14 protein-coding genes and 1 pseudogene are annotated in these 17,204 nt (G+C 62.4%); 6 read left to right on the top strand and 9 right to left on the bottom strand.

Annotation, left to right across the window (positions count from 1 at the left end):
- Nucleotides 1-67 precede the first annotated feature (67 nt).
- The 3 genes and pseudogenes from AC5STI_RS19150 to AC5STI_RS19140 all read left to right on the top strand — a co-directional run.
- On the top strand, nucleotides 68-1,513 hold the full coding sequence (locus tag AC5STI_RS19150; RefSeq protein ID WP_495447865.1) for a GumC domain-containing protein: 1,446 nt from the start codon (nucleotides 68-70) through the stop codon (nucleotides 1,511-1,513).
- Nucleotides 1,510-2,766: an O-antigen ligase domain-containing protein gene (locus AC5STI_RS19145; RefSeq protein ID WP_495447864.1), complete on the top strand. Its 1,257-nt coding sequence runs from the start codon at nucleotides 1,510-1,512 to the stop codon at nucleotides 2,764-2,766. Before AC5STI_RS19150 ends, AC5STI_RS19145 begins: the two co-directional genes overlap by 4 nt.
- 63 nt (nucleotides 2,767-2,829) lie before the next feature.
- A pseudogene (locus AC5STI_RS19140) lies at nucleotides 2,830-3,296 on the top strand (IS5 family transposase); the annotation flags it as partial.
- Between the two features lie 22 nt (nucleotides 3,297-3,318).
- Here AC5STI_RS19140 and tnpB read toward each other — a convergent pair.
- The 8 genes from tnpB to AC5STI_RS19100 all read right to left on the bottom strand — a co-directional run bounded on the left by tnpB (nucleotide 3,319) and on the right by AC5STI_RS19100 (nucleotide 11,716).
- Nucleotides 3,319-3,669, bottom strand: coding sequence for an IS66 family insertion sequence element accessory protein TnpB (tnpB, locus tag AC5STI_RS19135; protein ID WP_495447967.1), 351 nt, complete (start codon nucleotides 3,667-3,669; stop codon nucleotides 3,319-3,321).
- Nucleotides 3,670-4,367: 698 nt separating this feature from the next.
- On the bottom strand, nucleotides 4,368-4,874 hold the full coding sequence (locus AC5STI_RS19130; RefSeq protein ID WP_495447863.1) for a DUF2165 domain-containing protein: 507 nt from the start codon (nucleotides 4,872-4,874) through the stop codon (nucleotides 4,368-4,370).
- A gap of 61 nt (nucleotides 4,875-4,935) precedes the next feature.
- A complete protein-coding gene (locus tag AC5STI_RS19125; protein ID WP_495447862.1) occupies nucleotides 4,936-6,600 on the bottom strand; it encodes an ABC transporter substrate-binding protein in 1,665 nt (554 codons plus the stop codon).
- Between the two features lie 92 nt (nucleotides 6,601-6,692).
- The gene (locus tag AC5STI_RS19120; protein ID WP_134830490.1) at nucleotides 6,693-7,577 is read right to left on the bottom strand and encodes a TauD/TfdA dioxygenase family protein; all 885 of its coding nucleotides are present in this window, start codon (nucleotides 7,575-7,577) and stop codon (nucleotides 6,693-6,695) included.
- 11 nt (nucleotides 7,578-7,588) lie between these two features.
- Nucleotides 7,589-8,998 (bottom strand): FAD-binding oxidoreductase, encoded by a 1,410-nt coding sequence (locus AC5STI_RS19115; protein ID WP_495447861.1) that lies wholly within the window; start codon nucleotides 8,996-8,998, stop codon nucleotides 7,589-7,591.
- Nucleotides 8,995-10,236, bottom strand: coding sequence for an amidohydrolase family protein (locus tag AC5STI_RS19110; RefSeq protein ID WP_495447860.1), 1,242 nt, complete (start codon nucleotides 10,234-10,236; stop codon nucleotides 8,995-8,997). Before AC5STI_RS19110 ends, AC5STI_RS19115 begins: the two co-directional genes overlap by 4 nt.
- On the bottom strand, nucleotides 10,233-11,024 hold the full coding sequence (locus AC5STI_RS19105) for a creatininase family protein (RefSeq protein WP_495447859.1): 792 nt from the start codon (nucleotides 11,022-11,024) through the stop codon (nucleotides 10,233-10,235). The genes AC5STI_RS19110 and AC5STI_RS19105 overlap by 4 nt, the downstream gene beginning before the upstream one ends.
- The gene (locus tag AC5STI_RS19100; RefSeq protein WP_495447858.1) at nucleotides 11,021-11,716 is read right to left on the bottom strand and encodes a glutamine amidotransferase-related protein; all 696 of its coding nucleotides are present in this window, start codon (nucleotides 11,714-11,716) and stop codon (nucleotides 11,021-11,023) included. Before AC5STI_RS19100 ends, AC5STI_RS19105 begins: the two co-directional genes overlap by 4 nt.
- Nucleotides 11,717-11,844: 128 nt before the next feature.
- Here AC5STI_RS19100 and AC5STI_RS19095 point away from each other — a divergent pair, with 128 nt between their 5' ends.
- Nucleotides 11,845-12,231 (top strand): RidA family protein, encoded by a 387-nt coding sequence (locus AC5STI_RS19095; protein ID WP_495447857.1) that lies wholly within the window; start codon nucleotides 11,845-11,847, stop codon nucleotides 12,229-12,231.
- 80 nt (nucleotides 12,232-12,311) lie between these two features.
- Here the strand turns inward: AC5STI_RS19095 and AC5STI_RS19090 are convergent, their stop codons facing one another.
- Complete coding sequence (locus tag AC5STI_RS19090) at nucleotides 12,312-14,009, bottom strand: sigma 54-interacting transcriptional regulator (RefSeq protein WP_495447856.1); 1,698 nt, start codon at nucleotides 14,007-14,009, stop codon at nucleotides 12,312-12,314.
- 203 nt (nucleotides 14,010-14,212) lie between these two features.
- Here AC5STI_RS19090 and AC5STI_RS19085 point away from each other — a divergent pair, with 203 nt between their 5' ends.
- A complete protein-coding gene (locus AC5STI_RS19085; protein ID WP_495447855.1) occupies nucleotides 14,213-15,871 on the top strand; it encodes an FAD-dependent oxidoreductase in 1,659 nt (552 codons plus the stop codon).
- A 13-nt stretch (nucleotides 15,872-15,884) separates the two neighbouring features.
- On the top strand, nucleotides 15,885-17,189 hold the full coding sequence (locus AC5STI_RS19080; RefSeq protein WP_495447854.1) for an ABC transporter substrate-binding protein: 1,305 nt from the start codon (nucleotides 15,885-15,887) through the stop codon (nucleotides 17,187-17,189).
- The last annotated feature ends 15 nt before the right edge of the window (nucleotides 17,190-17,204 follow it).

Here is a 17,204-nt window from a genome sequence, read left to right as displayed (position 1 = left end):
GGGATAGCCTTGCGCGCACGCGCGGCGGGAAAGGCGTCAGCATAGTCTCTGGTTGAAGGAGACTGACATGCTGCAGAAACTTGCCGGAAAATTTAATGCTCCGCGGCGGCTTTGGCGCGGCATCTCCCTCCGCCGCATCATCGTCGGCGGGCGCTTGGGCGACACCAGCCGCATCCGCCGCTATCTGGCATTCTTGCTGCTTGGGCTGGCACTGATCTGGGCACCGATCAACGGATACCTGCAAACCGCACCCCTTGCCTTCAAATCGCATGCCTCGCTCATCCTGCCCGGCTCAGGTGCCTCGGCCTCGTTGAACCTCAATGGCATCGGTCAGGCGTCCTCCTATGCCAATTCCGCCTTTGCCAGCAACTCCGTCAGCCCGACCGAAACCTACAAGCGCTTGATCGGTGCCGACCGTATCCTTGCCGCGGCTGCCGCCGCAATGGGACTGACCCGCCGAGACTTCGGTAAACCGCGGATCCGGCTGGTGGATCAGACCAGTCTCATCCACGTGGAGATGACGGGCCCCAGCGCAGAAAACGCCCAGCAGCGCGGCAATGCTCTGCTGCAGGCTTTCTTTGATGAACTGGACGCGCTGCGCAAGGATGAGCAATCCACCCGCGAAGACAGCGGTCTGGCCGCCATTGATGACTACCAGCGGTCGGTTGCTCTCACCCGCTTTGATATCGAGAAACTGCAACAGTCTTCCGGGCTGCTGTCAGGGGATGAATTCGATGCGATGGTCGAAGATACCCGCGAACTGGAAGGCCGGGTCGAGGACCTGGCAGGCGAGCTCGAGGAAAAGGCGCAAAGCGTCGCCGCGCTCGAACGCACGCTTGGCATTCCCGCCGCCGCCGCGGCAGCAACCCTGAAAGTCTATGCCGATGCTGATTTCCTGGCCCTTATCGAGGAAAGCGGTGCGCATGCAGCAAAACTGGCCGAGTCCCGCGCCTCCTATGGCGAGGGGCATCCGAAGGTCCAGACCGCCCGCGCCGCCCAAGCCGCGGCAGAAAGCAGCGCAATGGAACGGGCCACAGCTGTCACCGGCATCGGCCTGCAGCAGCTTGCGCTTCTTGATCTGGCCCCGGACGGGGCGCGCGCGGAACTGCTGGCGCAGCTTGTGCGCATGGACGCAGGGCGCATGGGCACGGCCCGGCAGTATCAGACCCTGTCACAGCGGCTGGTGTCGGAGCGGACCCGGCTGCAGCAACTGTCTGCCAGCGCGGCGCGGCTAAAGGATCTGCAGCGCGACTTTTCCGTCGCCGAAGCGGTGTTTGCTTCTGCCATAGCCCGTGCCCAATCGACGAAATCGGATGTTTATGCTTCCTACCCGCTGGTTCAGGTGCTTGAAAACCCGTCCCTTCCGGAACGCCCTTCTTCGCCGGACCGGAAGATCGCCTTTGCCGCGGGGGCCGCGGCCACCTTTATGCTGCTGATCGCGCTGGTGCTGGGCTGGATCAGATCCGCAGTCATCAGCCGTCTTCTGGCCGCGCCCAAGGCGGCCCAAGCATGACCCCGCAGAACCCGGCGGAGCGGATAATCTACCGCTCCATGGCTCTGACCTGGCCCTTCTACGCTGTTGGCGCGCTATACGTCGTCGGTCCTGTTCTTGCCTGGGTTCTCGGCGCGCTGGCGGTGCTGGCACTCTACCTAGGCCCGGCGTTCCGGCCCGACCTGCGTGCAACCGGTCCGGTTCCGGTGCTGATCTGGGTTTGGATCATCGGCATGGCCATTATGCTGGTGGCCCTGTGGATCGGGCACCTCGACTGGGGGCTCGGCCTCAAGAAAACAATCAAGTCATCGATCGGCTGGGCCAAGGGCTGGGCGCTGCTGGCGTTGTTCCCGCTGGTTGGCGCGGTGCTGCCAATCCGCCGCGAGGTTCTGATCCGCGGTCAGTGCGTGATCGGGGCCTGGACGCTGGCGCTGGCACCGGTCCTGTTGGCAGCGCCCTATCTTGGCCTACCGGAACAGATCTTCACGTCACCGTTGAAGGCAGTTGGCGGGCCGGGTCCGGAGTATTTCAGCGTCTACCTGTTCACTTATGATCCGGCCAGTTGGACACCCCGTTGGCAATTCTACGCCCCCTGGTCCCCCTTTGCGGCCCTGCTGGGCGTCATCATGGTGCTGTTTGCACTGGAAGAAAAAAACCAAAAGTGGATGCTGGCCGGTGTGGCCGCTGGGGTCCTGATGATTTTGGCGTCAAAGTCTCGAATGGGTCTGGTAGGGCTGGTGGCCTGCACCGTTGCGCCGCGCATGATGCCCCTGATCCTGCGCGGCTGGGCCTGGCATGTAACGGCAGGGCTGACCGCCTCATTGGCAATCACCGGCGGAACCTTGGCGGCGCTGGCCGCGGATGCGGTGGCCGCTTTCAAGGGTGCCCGGGCAGACAGCACCCGGGTCCGCGAAACATTGCAGCGGATCGCCAGTGAACGCTGGCAGACCGAAGCCTTCTGGTTTGGACACGGCACGGTACAGCCCGGGTCCCATGCCGTGGAATACATGCCCATCGGCAGCCATCACACCTGGTACGGACTGCTGTTTGTCAAGGGGGCTGCCGGGTTTGCTGCCCTTGTTGTTCCGCTTGTTTGGCACATCGGCGTTGTCATGGCGGATGCAGCAAAACACACGCGAGGCCGCCTGCCGCTGGGAATACTCATGACAATGCTGCTGCTCTCATTCGGTGAGAATATTGAAATCGAAGCCTATATGCTTTGGCCAGGCCTGATCCTGCTGGGCGTGCATCTTCGCGAAGCTGGAGCGGCTTAGGCTCAGGACCCATTGATTTCCGTTTGGCCGCGTGATTCACGGTGCTCAAAACGAGCGGTGAACATGTCTGACCTTTTCTGGCTGAGCGACGAGCAGATGGCGCGTCTGCAACCTTTCTTTCCGAAGTCGCATGGTAAGCCTCGGGTTGATGACAAGCGGGTTTTGAGCGGGATTATCTTCATCAACCGCAACGGGTTAAGGTGGCGCGATGCCCCTGCAGCCTATGGCCCGCACAAGACTCTCTACAGCCGCTGGAAGCGCTGGAGCGAGAAAGGCATCTTCGCTCGGATGATGGCGGGTCTGGCCGCCGGGCACGGCGAAGAACAGACCGTGATGATTGACGCTACCTGTCTCAAAGCCCACCGCACAGCGACCAGCATGGCCGCGAAAAAGGGGGGGCGCGGCCGCCTGATCGGTCGAACCAGGGGTGGTATGAACATCAAACTGCACCCATCTGCGACAGCCAGGGGCGCCCGCTCGACCTTTTCGTTACAGCCGGTCAGGTGAGCGGCTACATCGGCGCGCGGGCATAGCTTTGCGGCCTGCCAAACGTCAAATGGCTGCTCGGGGATCGGCATGCTGGCTTTGAAAGAGAGCGGGGCGGTGAAAGGGCGCAGAGGCAACCCGGCGCCAATCTATCCCTTCAAACAGGGCTTCGAACTGGGCCTTCGTCAGGGTCATTGTCCCATCCGGAAATTTGGGCCAGTTGAAACCAGCGCCTTCGATGCGCTTGTAGATCAGAACCAGGCCAGTACCGTCCCACATAAGCACCTTGATCTTGTCACGCCCCTTGGAGCGGAACACGAAGAAGGCACCTGAAAACGGATCGAGTTCGAAGTTGCTCATGACGTAGTTGGCGAGGCCATCAAAGCCCTTTCGGAAATCGACAGGCGTGGTCGCCAGATAAATCTTGAATCAGTTTGACGGCGCGATCATGAGGTCAGGCCGGCAACCCGAATGAGTTTCATTAAGTCGGCTTCGGGTGCCCGCTGTATCTGGTACGGTTGTCGCCAAGGGGCTGTTTCCGGTTTTCCGAGTCCTGCTGCTTCGCTTTTGCTTTCTAGAGCTTGTTTGCTGCGGAGCGTAGCACCGATGTAGCACCGACTGGATACCACAAACGCAAGGAACCACCCGAAGGTGGCTTCAATGGTCCGATTTTATTAAGGAATTTTTGGTTGCGGGAGCAGGCAACCGCCGTATCCTACCTGCCCTCTCCGCAATCATATAAACGCATAATAGCGTACGGCCTCAAAAGGCGCCTATTTGAGACATTCCGCTACGGTCTTGCTTTTGTCGGGGCAATCCTCTCGGCGTTGTTCTCAAAGCTGCGTCGTCATGACCAGTCAGAAGCAATATCTGCGATAACGTCTATCTGCCTTGCTTCGTCTCTGATTTGCGGAGTTTGGTGGATGGCAAAAGGCGCGGGCATGCCAAAGCATATCCGGCCTTAGCCTTCCGGCCTGCGTTGTCACCGCAGAAATCTTACGGCCGCGTTCCACAACACAGGCAACCCTTGGGGCCGACAGAAGTTGCAGAAGATTTGATAGGCGCAGCCGGCCCCGCCCGGCAGGAACAACCGCTCTTCACTTCAACCGCCTGCTTTAGAGAACAACAACGGCGCCGCCGACCAGCAGCACGGCATTGAGCATGCCCCACAGCGTCATCTGGAAATGCGTGTTCTGACCGCCTTCGTGCCCGAACCAGTAGCAAAACCAGTTTCCGACGATCAGAAACCCGCACCAAGTCGCGGTAAACATCAAGGTTCCAGCCAGCCCAAGGGCAATGGCCGTGTCCTGGGCCATCTGTCCGGCGGCGGACATGGCAAGCGCGGCTGACCCGGCCCAGAGCGCGGCGGTGGCCGCGAGTTCCCACGAGACAATGAGCCGGAACAGGATCCGGCGCACCTTGGCGCTGGTAATCCGGCGATGGGCGACAAAGCGGTAGGCCTCCGGGTACTCCTCCCGCATGCGGGTCATGTCCATGACCTCGGCGGTGTAGGTTTCATTCAGAAAGGGATGTAGAAGGTTTTCCAGCGCGCCGATTGTCAGCCAAGCGGCCATAAAGGCAACGCTGACGGCCTGCGCGGCCAATACGGTGGTTTCCAGCAATGCTCTGCTCTCCGCTACTGTCTGCCCGCCGAATCCAGCCGGCGGGCAGAGTGTTCAAAGGTCAGGCTTCCCAGTACATGTACTGCGGGTAAAGCTCGTTGGAGATGTGGACCGCGGCCCCCTTAAGATTGCTCTTGGAGTGGTTGTAGAGCGACCGCCAGTAGGGCTGAATGATGACGCCTTCATCCACCATGATCTGTTCGAGCTTAGCCATGATCCTGCTGCGAGCCGCCGGGTCGGCGGTTGCCAGAGCCTGTTCGACCAGAGCGTCGAACTCGGCATTGGCAAATCCAGACTCGTTCCAGCCTTGGCCGCTCCGGTAGGCCAGCGCAAGTGTCTGGATGCCCAGCGGGCGGTGGTTCCAGTTGGTGACCGAAAACGGGTATTTCGCCCAATCGTTCCAGAATGTCGCAGTAGGATAAACCTTTCGTCTGACTTTGATGCCTGCATCGCGCAGCTGCGCGGCGATAGCATCGCCCGTTGCCTTCCAGAACGCGGAATCGAGCGAGATCAGTTCATGCTCGAAGCCCGCCATGCCAGCCTCTTCCAGCAGTTTCATGGCACCTTCGGGGTCACGCACCGGCGCGCCGATATCTGCATAGTCGGGATGCACCGGTGACACATGGTGGTTCTCTGCCGCACGGCCTTGGCCGCCATAGGCGATTTCCAGCACCACCGCGTTGTCCACCGCCATTGCCAGCGCCCGGCGCACCCGCGCATCGGCATAAATGGCCGTGCCATCCACCTCGGTAGTCTGGTTGCAGCGGGCCAGAACCGTGGCCGCAGTGGTGACTTCATGCTTGGTCCAGCCGTCCAGCGAGTCGAAGGACGCGATGTAATCACCTTCGGTGTCGAAGTTGACGTCGTATTCATCGGCGTCGGCACCGGCAAAGAACGCAGCCGGGTCGGCGCCCAGGTCGAGAAATTCGACCCGGTCCATGTAGGCGCCGTTGCCGGCGTTCCACCAGGTGTGGTCCGGGTTGCGCACCAGTGCGGCACTGTCGCCGGTACTGTAGAATTCCGGCAGATAAGGGCCGGTGCCGATCGGATTGTCCAGCATCGTGACCTCGTCGAACGAAGAATGCACGATGGCGGCCGGGTAGTCGGCAAAGCCGGCGATCAGCGAAATATCCGGTTGCGGCAGTTTCAGCCGCACGGTGTGGCTGCCTGTCACTTCGACCGCATTTGGCAGCAGTTTTTTTGTTTCCGGGTCGATGATCACCTGCAGCTTGCCGGCCATGGCATTGCCCTCGACGGTGCCGTCGCAGAAGCGGGCGATGTTGGCCGCAACATCTTCGGCAGTGAAGGGGTCGCCGTTGTTCCAGGTCACACCCTCGCGCACATGAAGCACGTATTCGGTGGCATCATCGCTGATCTCCCAGCTCTCCAGCAGCACCGGGGTGAACGTACCGTCCGAATTATACTGCACCAGGTATTCCAGCCAGCCGCGGGTAAAAGTTGCTAGGGAGTTGAAGTCGAACTTGCGCGGGTCGCGCATTGCCACGAGTTGCTGCTGAATGCGGGCGGTGCCGCCCATTTGCGCGTTGACCGCGGCCTGTACGGGCGCAGTCAGGCCCATCATCGCATAGGCGGTTGCGGCAGTTGCACCAAAGGAGCACGCCGTTGCCAGGAATTCCCGGCGGCTGACAGGATCAGCTCCGAGGCAGCGGGCCTGCTGGGTGAGTGAATCCGGCAGCGGTTTTCCTGTGCTAGTTAAATAGGTCATTGTTTCCCTCTCTGTTGTGCCGTGAGGCTGGCCGATAGCGCTCTGCGGCGCAGTTTTGCGCTGGCCGGGAAAGCGCCCGCCCAGCGCGAGATTTAGGCAGGCATGCGGATGCTGCCGATCCCGTCGTCCTCTGTCACCGACGCGCAGATGCTGGACAGGGTGCGTGGCTGTTCGTAGGGCCAGGGCGTGCCGCGGTGCAGCACCGCGCGCTGATCCCAAATCAGCACATCGCCTACAGCCCACTGATGAGAATAGGTAAATTCCGGCTGCGTGCAGAACGCCATCAGTTCATCCAGAAGCGCCTGGCTTTCGGTCTCGCCATAGCCGTCGACCTTGAAGGCATGGCTGGCGATATAGAGCGCCTCTCGCCCATTGACCGGGTTCGGCCAGACCGCGTTCCAATGCTGGTCGGGCCATTTGTTGAACATCGGCAATTCAGCCAGCTCAGGAGAAATCTTTCGCCGGGAATGGCTATAGCGGTGCCAGATGCCGCGGCCGCGGATCTTTGCCTTCAGCGCCTCCGGCATCGCCGCCCAGGCTGCCCGGGTGCTGGCCAGTTCCGTTGCGCCGCCTTCGGTGGTGACAACCCGGCCGATCAGAATGTTGGTCAATGCCGGTGTGGGCAGAAAGGTGCTGTCCGAATGCCACAAAAAGTTGGACTTGAGGTTCAGCGTGTGCAGATCCATTTCGCCCGACGTGGAACCGTCCTTTTGCACGTTGGAGACCTCGGGCACCTCAAATTTCTCGCCTGGTTTCCGCTCATCCGCCTTGCGGTCCTCGATCGGGCCAAAGAGCTGCGCTAGCGCCATATGCTCTGCGTTGCTTATGTCCTGCGCCCGGAACAGCAGCGCTGAATGCTCTTCGAACAGCGCGCGCAGCTTGGCGAAATTTTGCCCCGCGCTGACGTCGGAAAGGTTCATTCCGCTCACTTCGACACCAAAGTTCGGCGTCAGCAGTTTTGTCTGAATGGTCGTCATCTCGGGTCTCCTCAGCCCTTTGCCTTTGCTTCGATTTCCTCAGCGGAGAGGTGTTTCACCTTCTCCCAGGCCCGTGACTTGCCAGGGTTCAGCAGTCCCTTGGGGTCCATGCGCTTTTTCCACGCGAGGTGCCGGTAGTCGGCGTTCTTCAATCCACCGCCCTCGACGAAATAGGTATGCGCGTCTGCTACGCTGTGTCCGTGCTGCTCGTAGATGCTGTTGATTTCGCGCAACCGCACCTCGTCCGAGAACCAGATGATCGGCAGATCAAAGGCGGCGATCCTGCCGTCCAGCCGGGCAAACTCATGGTGCTGCCAGACGTCATCACCCAAAGCCGCGCCCGCGGCGGCAACCGCATCCGCGTCCGACGGATCCGGCACCCCGATCTGCTGATACGTGGCCGAGCGGTCCGCCTTCAGCACCTGCAGGGTCGTATGGTTATACGCGAACTCAAAAACATGCGGCAGCTTTGCCGCCTGCCGCTCGGCATCACTCATCGCCAGATCCAGATGGCCGCCCTGCGCCGCAATGAGCGCGCGCAAGGCATCCATATCCTCCGCCGGGACAAGCGAGACCAGCAGGTGCCTGCCCTCCCGCAGGTGCCCTTTGAGGCGCGGGAAGTAGTCAACGATCCGCGCCTCAACTGTGCTGGCCAGCTTGCAGCCGATGTCCGGCGCAGCCGCCAGCGCATAGCCCGCGGCATAGCAGTCTCGGTAGCTGTCGAAGGTGGCCATGCAGCCGACCCAATTGCGGTGGGGCACCGTGCGCAGGGTGACTTCGGTGATTACGCCGTTCAACCCCCAGGCGTGGTGGATCTGCAGCGCCGCTTCGGCGTCAAAAGCATGCTCCTGCGGCTCTGCTTCCAGCGACAGCGCCTTGAGCTGGATAATATTGCCCTTTTCCCGCAGGGCGCCGTTGGCGATCGACCCGATCCCGGCCGATCCGCCGGCCACGAAGCCGCCGATAGTGGCAATGTCCTGGGTCGAAGGGAACATCGCCATTTCCCAGCCCTGCTCAATCAGAGCAGCGTTCACATCGGCCATCAGCGCCCCGGCTTCGGCCCGCACATAGCCCTCGCCGATTTCGAGGATGCGGTTCATTTTCGTGGTCTCGATGACTAGCCCGCCCTTCAGCGGCACCGCCTGACCGTAATTGCCGGTGCCGCCGCCGCGCAGGGTGACCGGAACATCCGCCTCAAAGGCGCGCTGCAGGCAGTGGCGCATTTCATCCGGGGTCTTGGGCACCGCAACCAGATCGCCAAAGCACTTCTTCAGCTGTGCATTCAGAACCGGACTGTACCAGAAAAAGTCGCGCGAGCGTTTCTTCACAAGCACCGGCTCGTCAATCACCTCCACCGGCGACAGGCTGTCGGCAAATGCGGCCCAATCGGTGCGGGGGTGTTCCAGCGGCATCTCTGTCATTGTTGTTCTCCTTGCAAGGCCTCGGCCAGAGGTTGCGGGGCAGCACGGCTGCCCAGAATGTCCGTGACCGAGAGAGCGTCGAACAGCTGCAGATCCCCGATTGCAGCCCCGTCGACGGTTACGGGCGCAAGGCCAAGCGCCTTGCGGGCGCCGGTGGTGATCATCGGAAGATGGCGGCCAAAAGGCGGGTCCAGATGCGCGGCCAGTGCCGCCAGCGAGAGGGTCGCCAGCGGATCGTGGCTGCCCAACGGGCAAAATGCGTCACGCACGTTGTCGGTGCCCAGCACCACATTGACCCCGGCGGCCTGCAATTCATGGATTCGGGTCAACCCGCGGCGGTCCGGGGTGCCTGCGCTGCGCCCTTGCAGGTACAGGTTGGTGGCGGGCAGTGCTGCCACCGAAATCCCCGCACGGACCAGCTTCTCCGCGATACGCTGCACGTCTTCATCGGTGTGATTCATCAGGCTGCAGGCATGACCGCACAGAACCGGGCCCTGGAAACCCGTTTTCAGCGCCGCATCGGCGATCATCTCCAATCCGTCGAGACCGGGCGCAAGGCCCTCGTCGACGTGAAAATCCAGCGCAAGCCCGGCTTCCTCCGCGGCGCGGAAGGTGTTGAGAATGCCGGCCTGCCGCTCAGGCTGGCCCAGCACAAAGGCGCCCAGAACGCCGCCGCTTTGAGCCACTCGGCGGGCGCAGGCACGGGCATAGCTGATGTCGGCCATCATGTCGGCACCGGTCAGCGCCGCCCGTTGCAGGATCACCCCTGCCGGGGCCTCTTCCTTCAGTTCCCGCAGGATGTCCCAGGCTAATGGTGCAGCCGCCGGGTCCGGGCTGATAGCCCAATCGACGTGCGTGCGCACTGTGGCACAGCCTGCCGACAGCAGCTCCTGCAGCCCGCGACCCGCCCGCCGGCGGATGTCTTCGGCTGTCCATATCCTGCGGTCCTGCGCCTGTGCGGCGATTGCATCACCCAGCCCGCCGCCGATCCCCTGCATCCGGTCAATGGTGTGGCATTTGTCGAGATGCACATGCGGCTCGGTGAATTTGGGCAGCACCAGCCGAGAGGGCTGTGCAGTGGCCGGTTCAAGTCCAGCCGCCCGTCCGTCCCGCAGCACAAGGTCCCCCGCCAGGCAATCGCCGTACAACTGCCCGCCGAACCGGTCTGCCGCAGCGATCAGTGTAGCCGGGATAAGCACACCGGGCAGGCGCGCATCTGCAGGAAGGGTATCCCTCATGAGCCGTTCCTGTGATCAAAGCGGGCAAACTCCGCAAGAAACAGCGCGAAGTTGCGTCCGGCAGAGGCCAGCATCGCCTCCCCCTTCGCCGCGGTGGCCGCGGAGGCATCGCCGCACACCCCCTCGGGGTTCAGATCGCCGGCAATCCAGCCCGGCGCAGCCGGCTGGCCGGTTAGTCCGATAAAACGGAAATTCCCGGCCCAGTCCTCCATTGCGGTGCGGAAATTCTTTGCCTTGCCCATGTCCACCAGATCGGGCCGGGCGGCCAGCATCGCCGAAGTCTCACTGTCGCCCGCGTGCAGGTCCACTGCATAGGCGCCGGGTTCGAAAAGACCCTCCGATTCAGCAAAGCCCGACCATGAGCAAACGGCCACGATCAGATCGTGGCTGATGCGCAATTCACGCGCTGCCACCTGCAGCAGCGCGGTATTGCCGCCATGCCCGTTGAACAGCACCAGCCTGGCCACCCCTGCACGAGCCACCGAGGCACCGATGTCACGCAGCACCGCCAGCAGCGTCTCCGGTGACAGGCTCAGCGACCCGGCAAAGCGGTCGTGCTCGTTGCTCTTGGTGATAGTCAGCGCGGGCAGCACCAGAACCGATTGCTCAGGGCTGAGATCCGCCAGCATCAGCCTAACCGCCGCCTGCGTCAGGTCCGTATCGACCGACAGCGGCAGATGCGGTCCATGCTGCTCGGTCGCGCCCAGCGGCAGCACCGCCACGCAATCCGCCGGCAAAGCCTGGAAATCCGGCGCCTTCAGCTCAGCCCAATGTCCCTGAACGCTCATGCCGCCTGCCCCAGAAAACTGTCAAGAAACCCGTTGAACCAGCGCGCCTGCTCCGCATCATGAGCCGCCATAAGCCGGTTCTGGGATTGCACGTCCTGAACCCCGGGTCGCCCGTAAACATGCGCTTTGCTGTCCTGCCAGCGGCGGAAGCCGGCCGGTGTCACTTCGGCGTGGAACTGGAAGCCAAAGACGTCTTCGCCATAGCGGAAGGCCTGGTTCGGGTATTCAGAATTTCCGGCAAGCCGGACCGCCCCCTCGGGCAGGTCAAATGTGTGGTAGTGCGCCTGGGTGACAACCAACGGTGCCTCCAGGAACTCTCCGGCCTCCTCAGCGGGTTCAACCGGGTAATAGCCGAACTCGAAGAATTCCCGCTCCGGCGCCCCCGCCCAAGCGCCAAGATGATAGGCGATCTGCTGGCACCCCTGGCAGATACCGAGCAGCGGGATGCCTTTCTCCAGGCACTGCGCGATCCAGCGGTCTTCCTCCAGCAGGAACGGGTATTTTTCCCTCTCAAAGACGTCGAACAGACCGCCGTAGATCACCGATGCCGCGACCTCGCCCACATCATCCAGGCGGTCGCCCGCAAAAGGTTTCCGGGTCACGGCCTCATAGCCGTTCGCCGCCAGCCAGGTAACCACACGGTCGTCGGCCGGCTCATCGCCATGGCGCACCAAAAGGACACGCGGTGCCATATTCCCCCTCCTTCAGAGAATTGGTTTTGCGTGGCCCTGATGTTGATCTGTGCCAGAGAGTGTTTTTAGGCTTGCAAACTCTTTTCCCTCTTGCAAGCCTTTTAAGCGACCGGAAAAAAGGACATGAAATGAAAGCCTTAAACCCAACCACTATTCGGCCGCCTTTCGCCGCCTATGCGCATGGCACTGAAATTCCGGCGGGGAAACGGGTCATTGTGACCTCGGGGCAGCTTGGCATTCGGCCGGATGATTCGATCCCCGAAAGCAGCTATGATCAGGCCCTCGTCTGCTTCGAAAACATCACGGAAATCCTGCGCGAGGGGGATATGAGGCCCGGTGATACCGCCCATATCTCCGCCTATGTCACCAGCCGCGAACACATGGCCGGCTACATGCGCGCGCGGGATGAATTCCTGGCTGGAACCGGGCGGATCCCCAGCTCAACCCTGCTGATCGTTTCCGGGTTCACACGCGAAGAGTTCAAGGTCGAAGTAGAGGTCATCGCCGCGAAGTAGGCAGGTCTGCTCGTGGCCTAGGAGCATGATGTGGACCGAAGCCCGCTCTGCTGAAAGGCCGCGCCCGGCGCCAGGCGGGGTCATTCTGGCAATTTTGTCCCGGCTGCCTCCGAGACCTTCCTCCAGGCAAGCTTCCGCTTGATCGTGGAAACGCTGATACCGGTCGCATCGGCGGCCTTTTGAATACTGCCCGCGCGGGCTACCTGATCGTGCAGCAGATCAGCCTCAAAGGCCCGAACCCTGTCGCGCACTTCTTCGGCTGGCACCCGGCCTGACATCCCACCCAGCGGGATCACCGGATTTGTCGCTCCGGCAAAGGCGGCTTCAACCATGGCCGCTGATATGCGTGCCTCCTCCCCGGTGACAACCATCCGCTCGACCATGGTCCGCAGCTCCCGCACGTTGCCCGGCCAGGTCCAGCGCGCCAAACGGTTAATTGCCGCGCGGTCAAAGTATTTTTCCGCACCGTGCAGCTTGTTGAAAGCTTCCAGGAAATGCTGCACAAGCCCGGCAATGTCCGCGACGCGGTCTTGCAAAGGCGGAATGCATATCTCAGCAACTGCAAGGCGGTAGTACAAATCTTCACGGAATCTGCCCGCGTTAACCATCGTGCTCAAATCGCCGCGGCTGGTTGCGATCAACCGCAGGTCCCTGCCTTCGCGGCCAGGGCGTGATTTTCCTGTACGCAGCCAAGAGGACAGCCTTTCCTGAACCCGCGGCGGCATCAGGTCGACCCGCTCCAAGATCATGGTGCCGCCAACTGCCCGCGCCAGCAGACCCTCGTCACGGCCAGCCTCGGCTGCCTCCTTGCCGAACAGCTCCTCCATAACCGCGGCTTCCGGTAAGCCGCCAAATCCGAAGCGCAGCAGCCGCTTGCGGCTGCGCTTGCTGTAACGGAAGATCAAATCCGCGAGCTTGCGTTTGCCAACACCCGACGGGCCGCTGATAAGCACCGCCGCATCTGTGCGCGCCACCCGCATCGCAAGACGGACGGTCTCCTGCATGTCCTCGCTGGCCCAGAACAACTCTCCATCCTGCGCCGCGTTCTCGCGGATTTCCCGCAACTCGCTTTCGTAGTTTCGGATCTCCTGTTCAGCAGCCGTCAGCTTACCCTGCATTTCAATCAGCTCAGTCGTGTCGCGCGAATTGATGATGACCCGCCGCACCGTGCCGTCCGGCGCCATCAGCGGGATGCCGGTGGCCAGTACCTTGCGCCCGGATTTCGTTGTTTGCAGCGCGGTTTGGCGCTTTTTGGTGGTGATGATCTTCCAGGTGATCAGCGGATCGAGATACCCCTCGCGTTCCAGTTTGCTGGCGTCGCGCCCCAGGAAGTTGCGCGCGCTCAGGCCGTAACAGCGCTCGAAACCGGCGTTCATCCACAGGGTGCGTCCCGCCCCGTCCGCGACGTAGATGCCATCAAAGCAGTTTTCAAAGATTTCGACGAAATCGTCGAAATTGTCCTGCAGCGCCTTCAGCCCTTCGTCGGTGGCCGAGACGAACCAGCTAGGCAGGAAATAATGCTCCACCGCAGTGTCGCGCCGGACGCTGGCTACGCAAAACACCGAGGCGTTGATGGTGATCCAGGCCGGCGCCTGCTCCGCCCCGTCGCGGCGGCGCAGATCCTCCAGCTCCGGATATCGGTCGGCGAGTTCAGACAGCGTCGTCAGCCCGCCGTCAAACAGGCTGCGCAGCATCCGGTTGGCATAGGTGATCCGCTCCCCCTGCAGCCTGAGCACCCCAAAGGGCAACATGTCCAGAATATCCGATTCGCGTTTCATGCCAGTGCCTCCCGAGCCCGACTTGGTGTCATTTTTGATATCATATAGGTTCAATTTTGACACCAATCACTTGCGCCAGTCAGACGAAAGCTCCGCAAGCCACTAATAAATAAAGGATAATATTTCTGCCTCCTGCCCCGGTTCAGCAGCGGCCCCGCCGCCCCGCAGCCGTAGCCTTGAAGCTGAGACATCAGGAGGAACAAGTGACTAATATCATCGAAACCGACGTTCTCGTCATAGGAGAAGGCAGCGCAGGCCAGGTCGCGGCCCTGGCAGCAAGCGAAGCGGGCGCCGATGTTGTCCTGCTGTTCAACGGGCAGGCCTCTTCGACCGCGATCTCCACCGGCTTCCTGACCTATGCCGCGCATGACGGCTTCCCGAAGGAGGAGGTCTTTGATGCCATGTCCGACGTGACCGGCAAGGGGCTGTGCGACACCGCCCTGCTGCGTCGGCTGGTGGATGAGGCGCCCGCCGAAATGGGCGCGATCATCGAAAAATACAGCATCCCCGTCGACCGCGCCCCGCGCGGCTACCGGGTGCGGCGGTCCACCGGAATGCGCGGCAAAGACATCCTGGACGAATCCTACGGCAGCGACGGTGCGGAAGACATGACCGGGCTGATGATGGAGTTCTCCTCCACCCACGGCACGGCGCTATTCTCGCAACTGCGCAAGGCGGTCAAATCCAGCAGCGTGCGCCGGATCAAGGGCAGCGCCTTGTCGCTGCACCGCGAGGGACCCAGCGTCTGGGCCGATCTGGACGGCTCTCCAGTGAAAATCGCCGCCCGGGCAGTGATCCTGGCCACCGGCGGGATGCAGGGCGTCTATGAGTTCACCGACACCCCGCAGAACCTCTTGGGCGACGGCCAATCGATGGCGCTGGAAGCGGGTGCCGAGCTGGTCGACATGGAGTTCATCCAGTTCTACCCGCTGGCGGTGAACGAAGAAGGCGCACCCGCGATCTTCCTCTACCCGGACTACCCTTCCACCGCCAAGCTGGTGAATTCCGACGGCGAGGACCTGATCCTGAAACACATGGGCCCCGGCCAGTCGGCGCTGGCCGCGCTGCACAACTGGGACTTCCTCAGTTTCATCATCCAGTCGGAGATCATCGAGGGGCGCGAGGTCTTCATCGACTTCCGCGAAACCCAGGACGCCGAATGGGCGCCGGACTCGCTGACCGCGACCTTCCTGTCCAAACACGTGCCGGATTACCGCGAGCGCCCGGTCCGGATCTCGCCCTCGTCGCACTACACCATCGGCGGCGTGCGGGTGGACACCGACGGTCAAACTTCGATCCCCGGCGTCTATGCGGTGGGCGAGGTGGCCGGCGGTTTGCACGGCGCCAACCGCCACGGCGGCACCGCGCTGGTCGAGGCGATGACCTATGGCGCCATCTCCGGCCGCCACGCGGCCACCAATCTGCAGCCGCGTTCCAACATGGCGCGTTCCACCGACAATCCGCCCCCAACCCGGCGCGCGGTCAACGGCGCCCTCCCCGCGGACCTGCTGGCACAGGTGCGCCAGCTCACCCAGAAGGGCCTTGGCCCAGCCCGCTCCGACGAGCTGCTGACGGAAACGCTGGCGCAGATCCGCACCCTGCAGGGCGAAATTGCCGGACTGGGCTGGGACGATCTCGACGGCTTTACCGAGGTCCAACGCCTAGCCCGGGTCGCCCGTCTGGCCGAGGCCATGTGCCTGGCGATGCGGAGGCGGCAGGAATCCCGCGGCACCCACATGCGCAGCGACTTCCCGGAGGAGACCGGCGAATGGCAGCGCAAACAAGCCGTGCGCCTGAACGGCGCGGGGCTGGAAATCCATGACATCGCGCTGGGGGATCAACCCCTGGCCGCAACACTTTAAGGGAGGAAAAACCATGAAACCCAACCTGTTGAAACTTGCCTGCGTCTTCGGCCTAGCGGCCAGCACCGCGCTCAATGCGCTACCCGCAGCCGCCAAGGAGGAATTCAAGGTCGGCATCGTCACCTTTCTGTCCGGCCCCGCCGCCGGGCCGTTCGGTGTACCGGGCCACCAGGGCGCCGAACTGGTCATCGAAGCAATCAACGCAGGCGAGCTGCCCGCCCCCTATAATACCCCCGGTTTTGCCGGGGCGCGGCTTGCCCCGATTTTCGTGGACGAGGCCGGCGGCAATACCAAGCAAGTCGCTGAATACCGCAACCTTGTCCAGAAACAGGGCGTGGACGCAGTGATCGGCTATATCTCGTCGGGGTCCTGCCTGTCGGTGGCGCCGGTCGCCGAAGAGCTGAAGACGCTGACCATCATCCCGGTCTGCGGTTCGCCACGTCTGTTCGAGGAGGGCGGCAAGGAGTACGTCTTCCGCACCACCGGCCACGCGGTTGGCGATGGCGTTGCTGCCGCGCTCTATGTTCGCGACAAGTTCGGCGATGCGCCTGCCTATACCGGCATCAACCAGAATTACGCCTGGGGCCAGGACAGCTACAAGTTCTTTGACCTGGCGATGGAGACCATCAACCCGGACACCAAGGCCTCCGACAACCCGCAGTTCCCGAAACTGTTCGCGGGCCAGTTCGGCACCGAGATTTCCACCCTTTCGCTCGACAAGGCGCCGCTGGTGCATTCCAGCTTCTGGGACGGCGACATGGAGGCCTTTGTTCTGCAGGCCAACGTGCGCGGCTTCTTCCGGCAGAAAACCTTCATCTCGACGCTCGGCGCCTCGGCAGTGGATCGCCTGGGCAAGGGCTTTCCCGAAGGCGTAGTGATGGGCACCCGCGGCGAATACGGCCTCCTGGTGCGCGACATGGACACGCCGCTGAACCGCTGGTTCGTCGACCACTACCAGGAAAAATACGGCGAATACCCGCTGGGGCCGTCCTATCAGTACGCCCAGTCCATCCTGGCGCTGAAGATCGCGATGGACAAAGCCGCGGAGGCAGTCGGCGGTTTCCCGGGGCAAGCGCAGGTCATCGACGCCTTGACAGGACTTGAATGGGACAGCTTCGGCGGCCGCATTTCGATGACGCTCGGTGGCGGCCATCAAGCAGTGCATCCGGTGGGCTATGGCATCACCGGCTGGAACAAGGACAGCGGCGAACCGGTTGCAACCGACGTCGTGTTCTACCCCGCTAATTGCATCATGCCGCCCGAAGGCCAGTCAGGCATCGAATGGCTTGAGGCCGGCATGCCCGGCGCCAGCTGCTGACCCCGGCTCTCCCCG

The organism is Leisingera sp. CC-HEC096 (assembly GCF_059429235.1).
This window is presented reverse-complemented; position numbering and strand designations above follow the sequence as displayed.

Bases quoted from the DNA above. Each gene is read 5' to 3' on its own strand.
- AC5STI_RS19150 (WP_495447865.1), top strand. From the start codon at position 68: ATGCTGCAGAAACTTGCCGGAAAATTTAATGCTCCGCGGCGGCTTTGG.
- AC5STI_RS19145 (WP_495447864.1), top strand. From the start codon at position 1,510: ATGACCCCGCAGAACCCGGCGGAGCGGATAATCTACCGCTCCATGGCT.
- AC5STI_RS19125 (WP_495447862.1), bottom strand. From the start codon at position 6,600: ATGACCTATTTAACTAGCACAGGAAAACCGCTGCCGGATTCACTCACC.
- AC5STI_RS19120 (WP_134830490.1), bottom strand. From the start codon at position 7,577: ATGACGACCATTCAGACAAAACTGCTGACGCCGAACTTTGGTGTCGAA.
- AC5STI_RS19115 (WP_495447861.1), bottom strand. From the start codon at position 8,998: ATGACAGAGATGCCGCTGGAACACCCCCGCACCGATTGGGCCGCATTT.
- AC5STI_RS19110 (WP_495447860.1), bottom strand. From the start codon at position 10,236: ATGAGGGATACCCTTCCTGCAGATGCGCGCCTGCCCGGTGTGCTTATC.
- AC5STI_RS19105 (WP_495447859.1), bottom strand. From the start codon at position 11,024: ATGAGCGTTCAGGGACATTGGGCTGAGCTGAAGGCGCCGGATTTCCAG.
- AC5STI_RS19100 (WP_495447858.1), bottom strand. From the start codon at position 11,716: ATGGCACCGCGTGTCCTTTTGGTGCGCCATGGCGATGAGCCGGCCGAC.
- AC5STI_RS19095 (WP_495447857.1), top strand. From the start codon at position 11,845: ATGAAAGCCTTAAACCCAACCACTATTCGGCCGCCTTTCGCCGCCTAT.
- AC5STI_RS19090 (WP_495447856.1), bottom strand. From the start codon at position 14,009: ATGAAACGCGAATCGGATATTCTGGACATGTTGCCCTTTGGGGTGCTC.
- AC5STI_RS19080 (WP_495447854.1), top strand. From the start codon at position 15,885: ATGAAACCCAACCTGTTGAAACTTGCCTGCGTCTTCGGCCTAGCGGCC.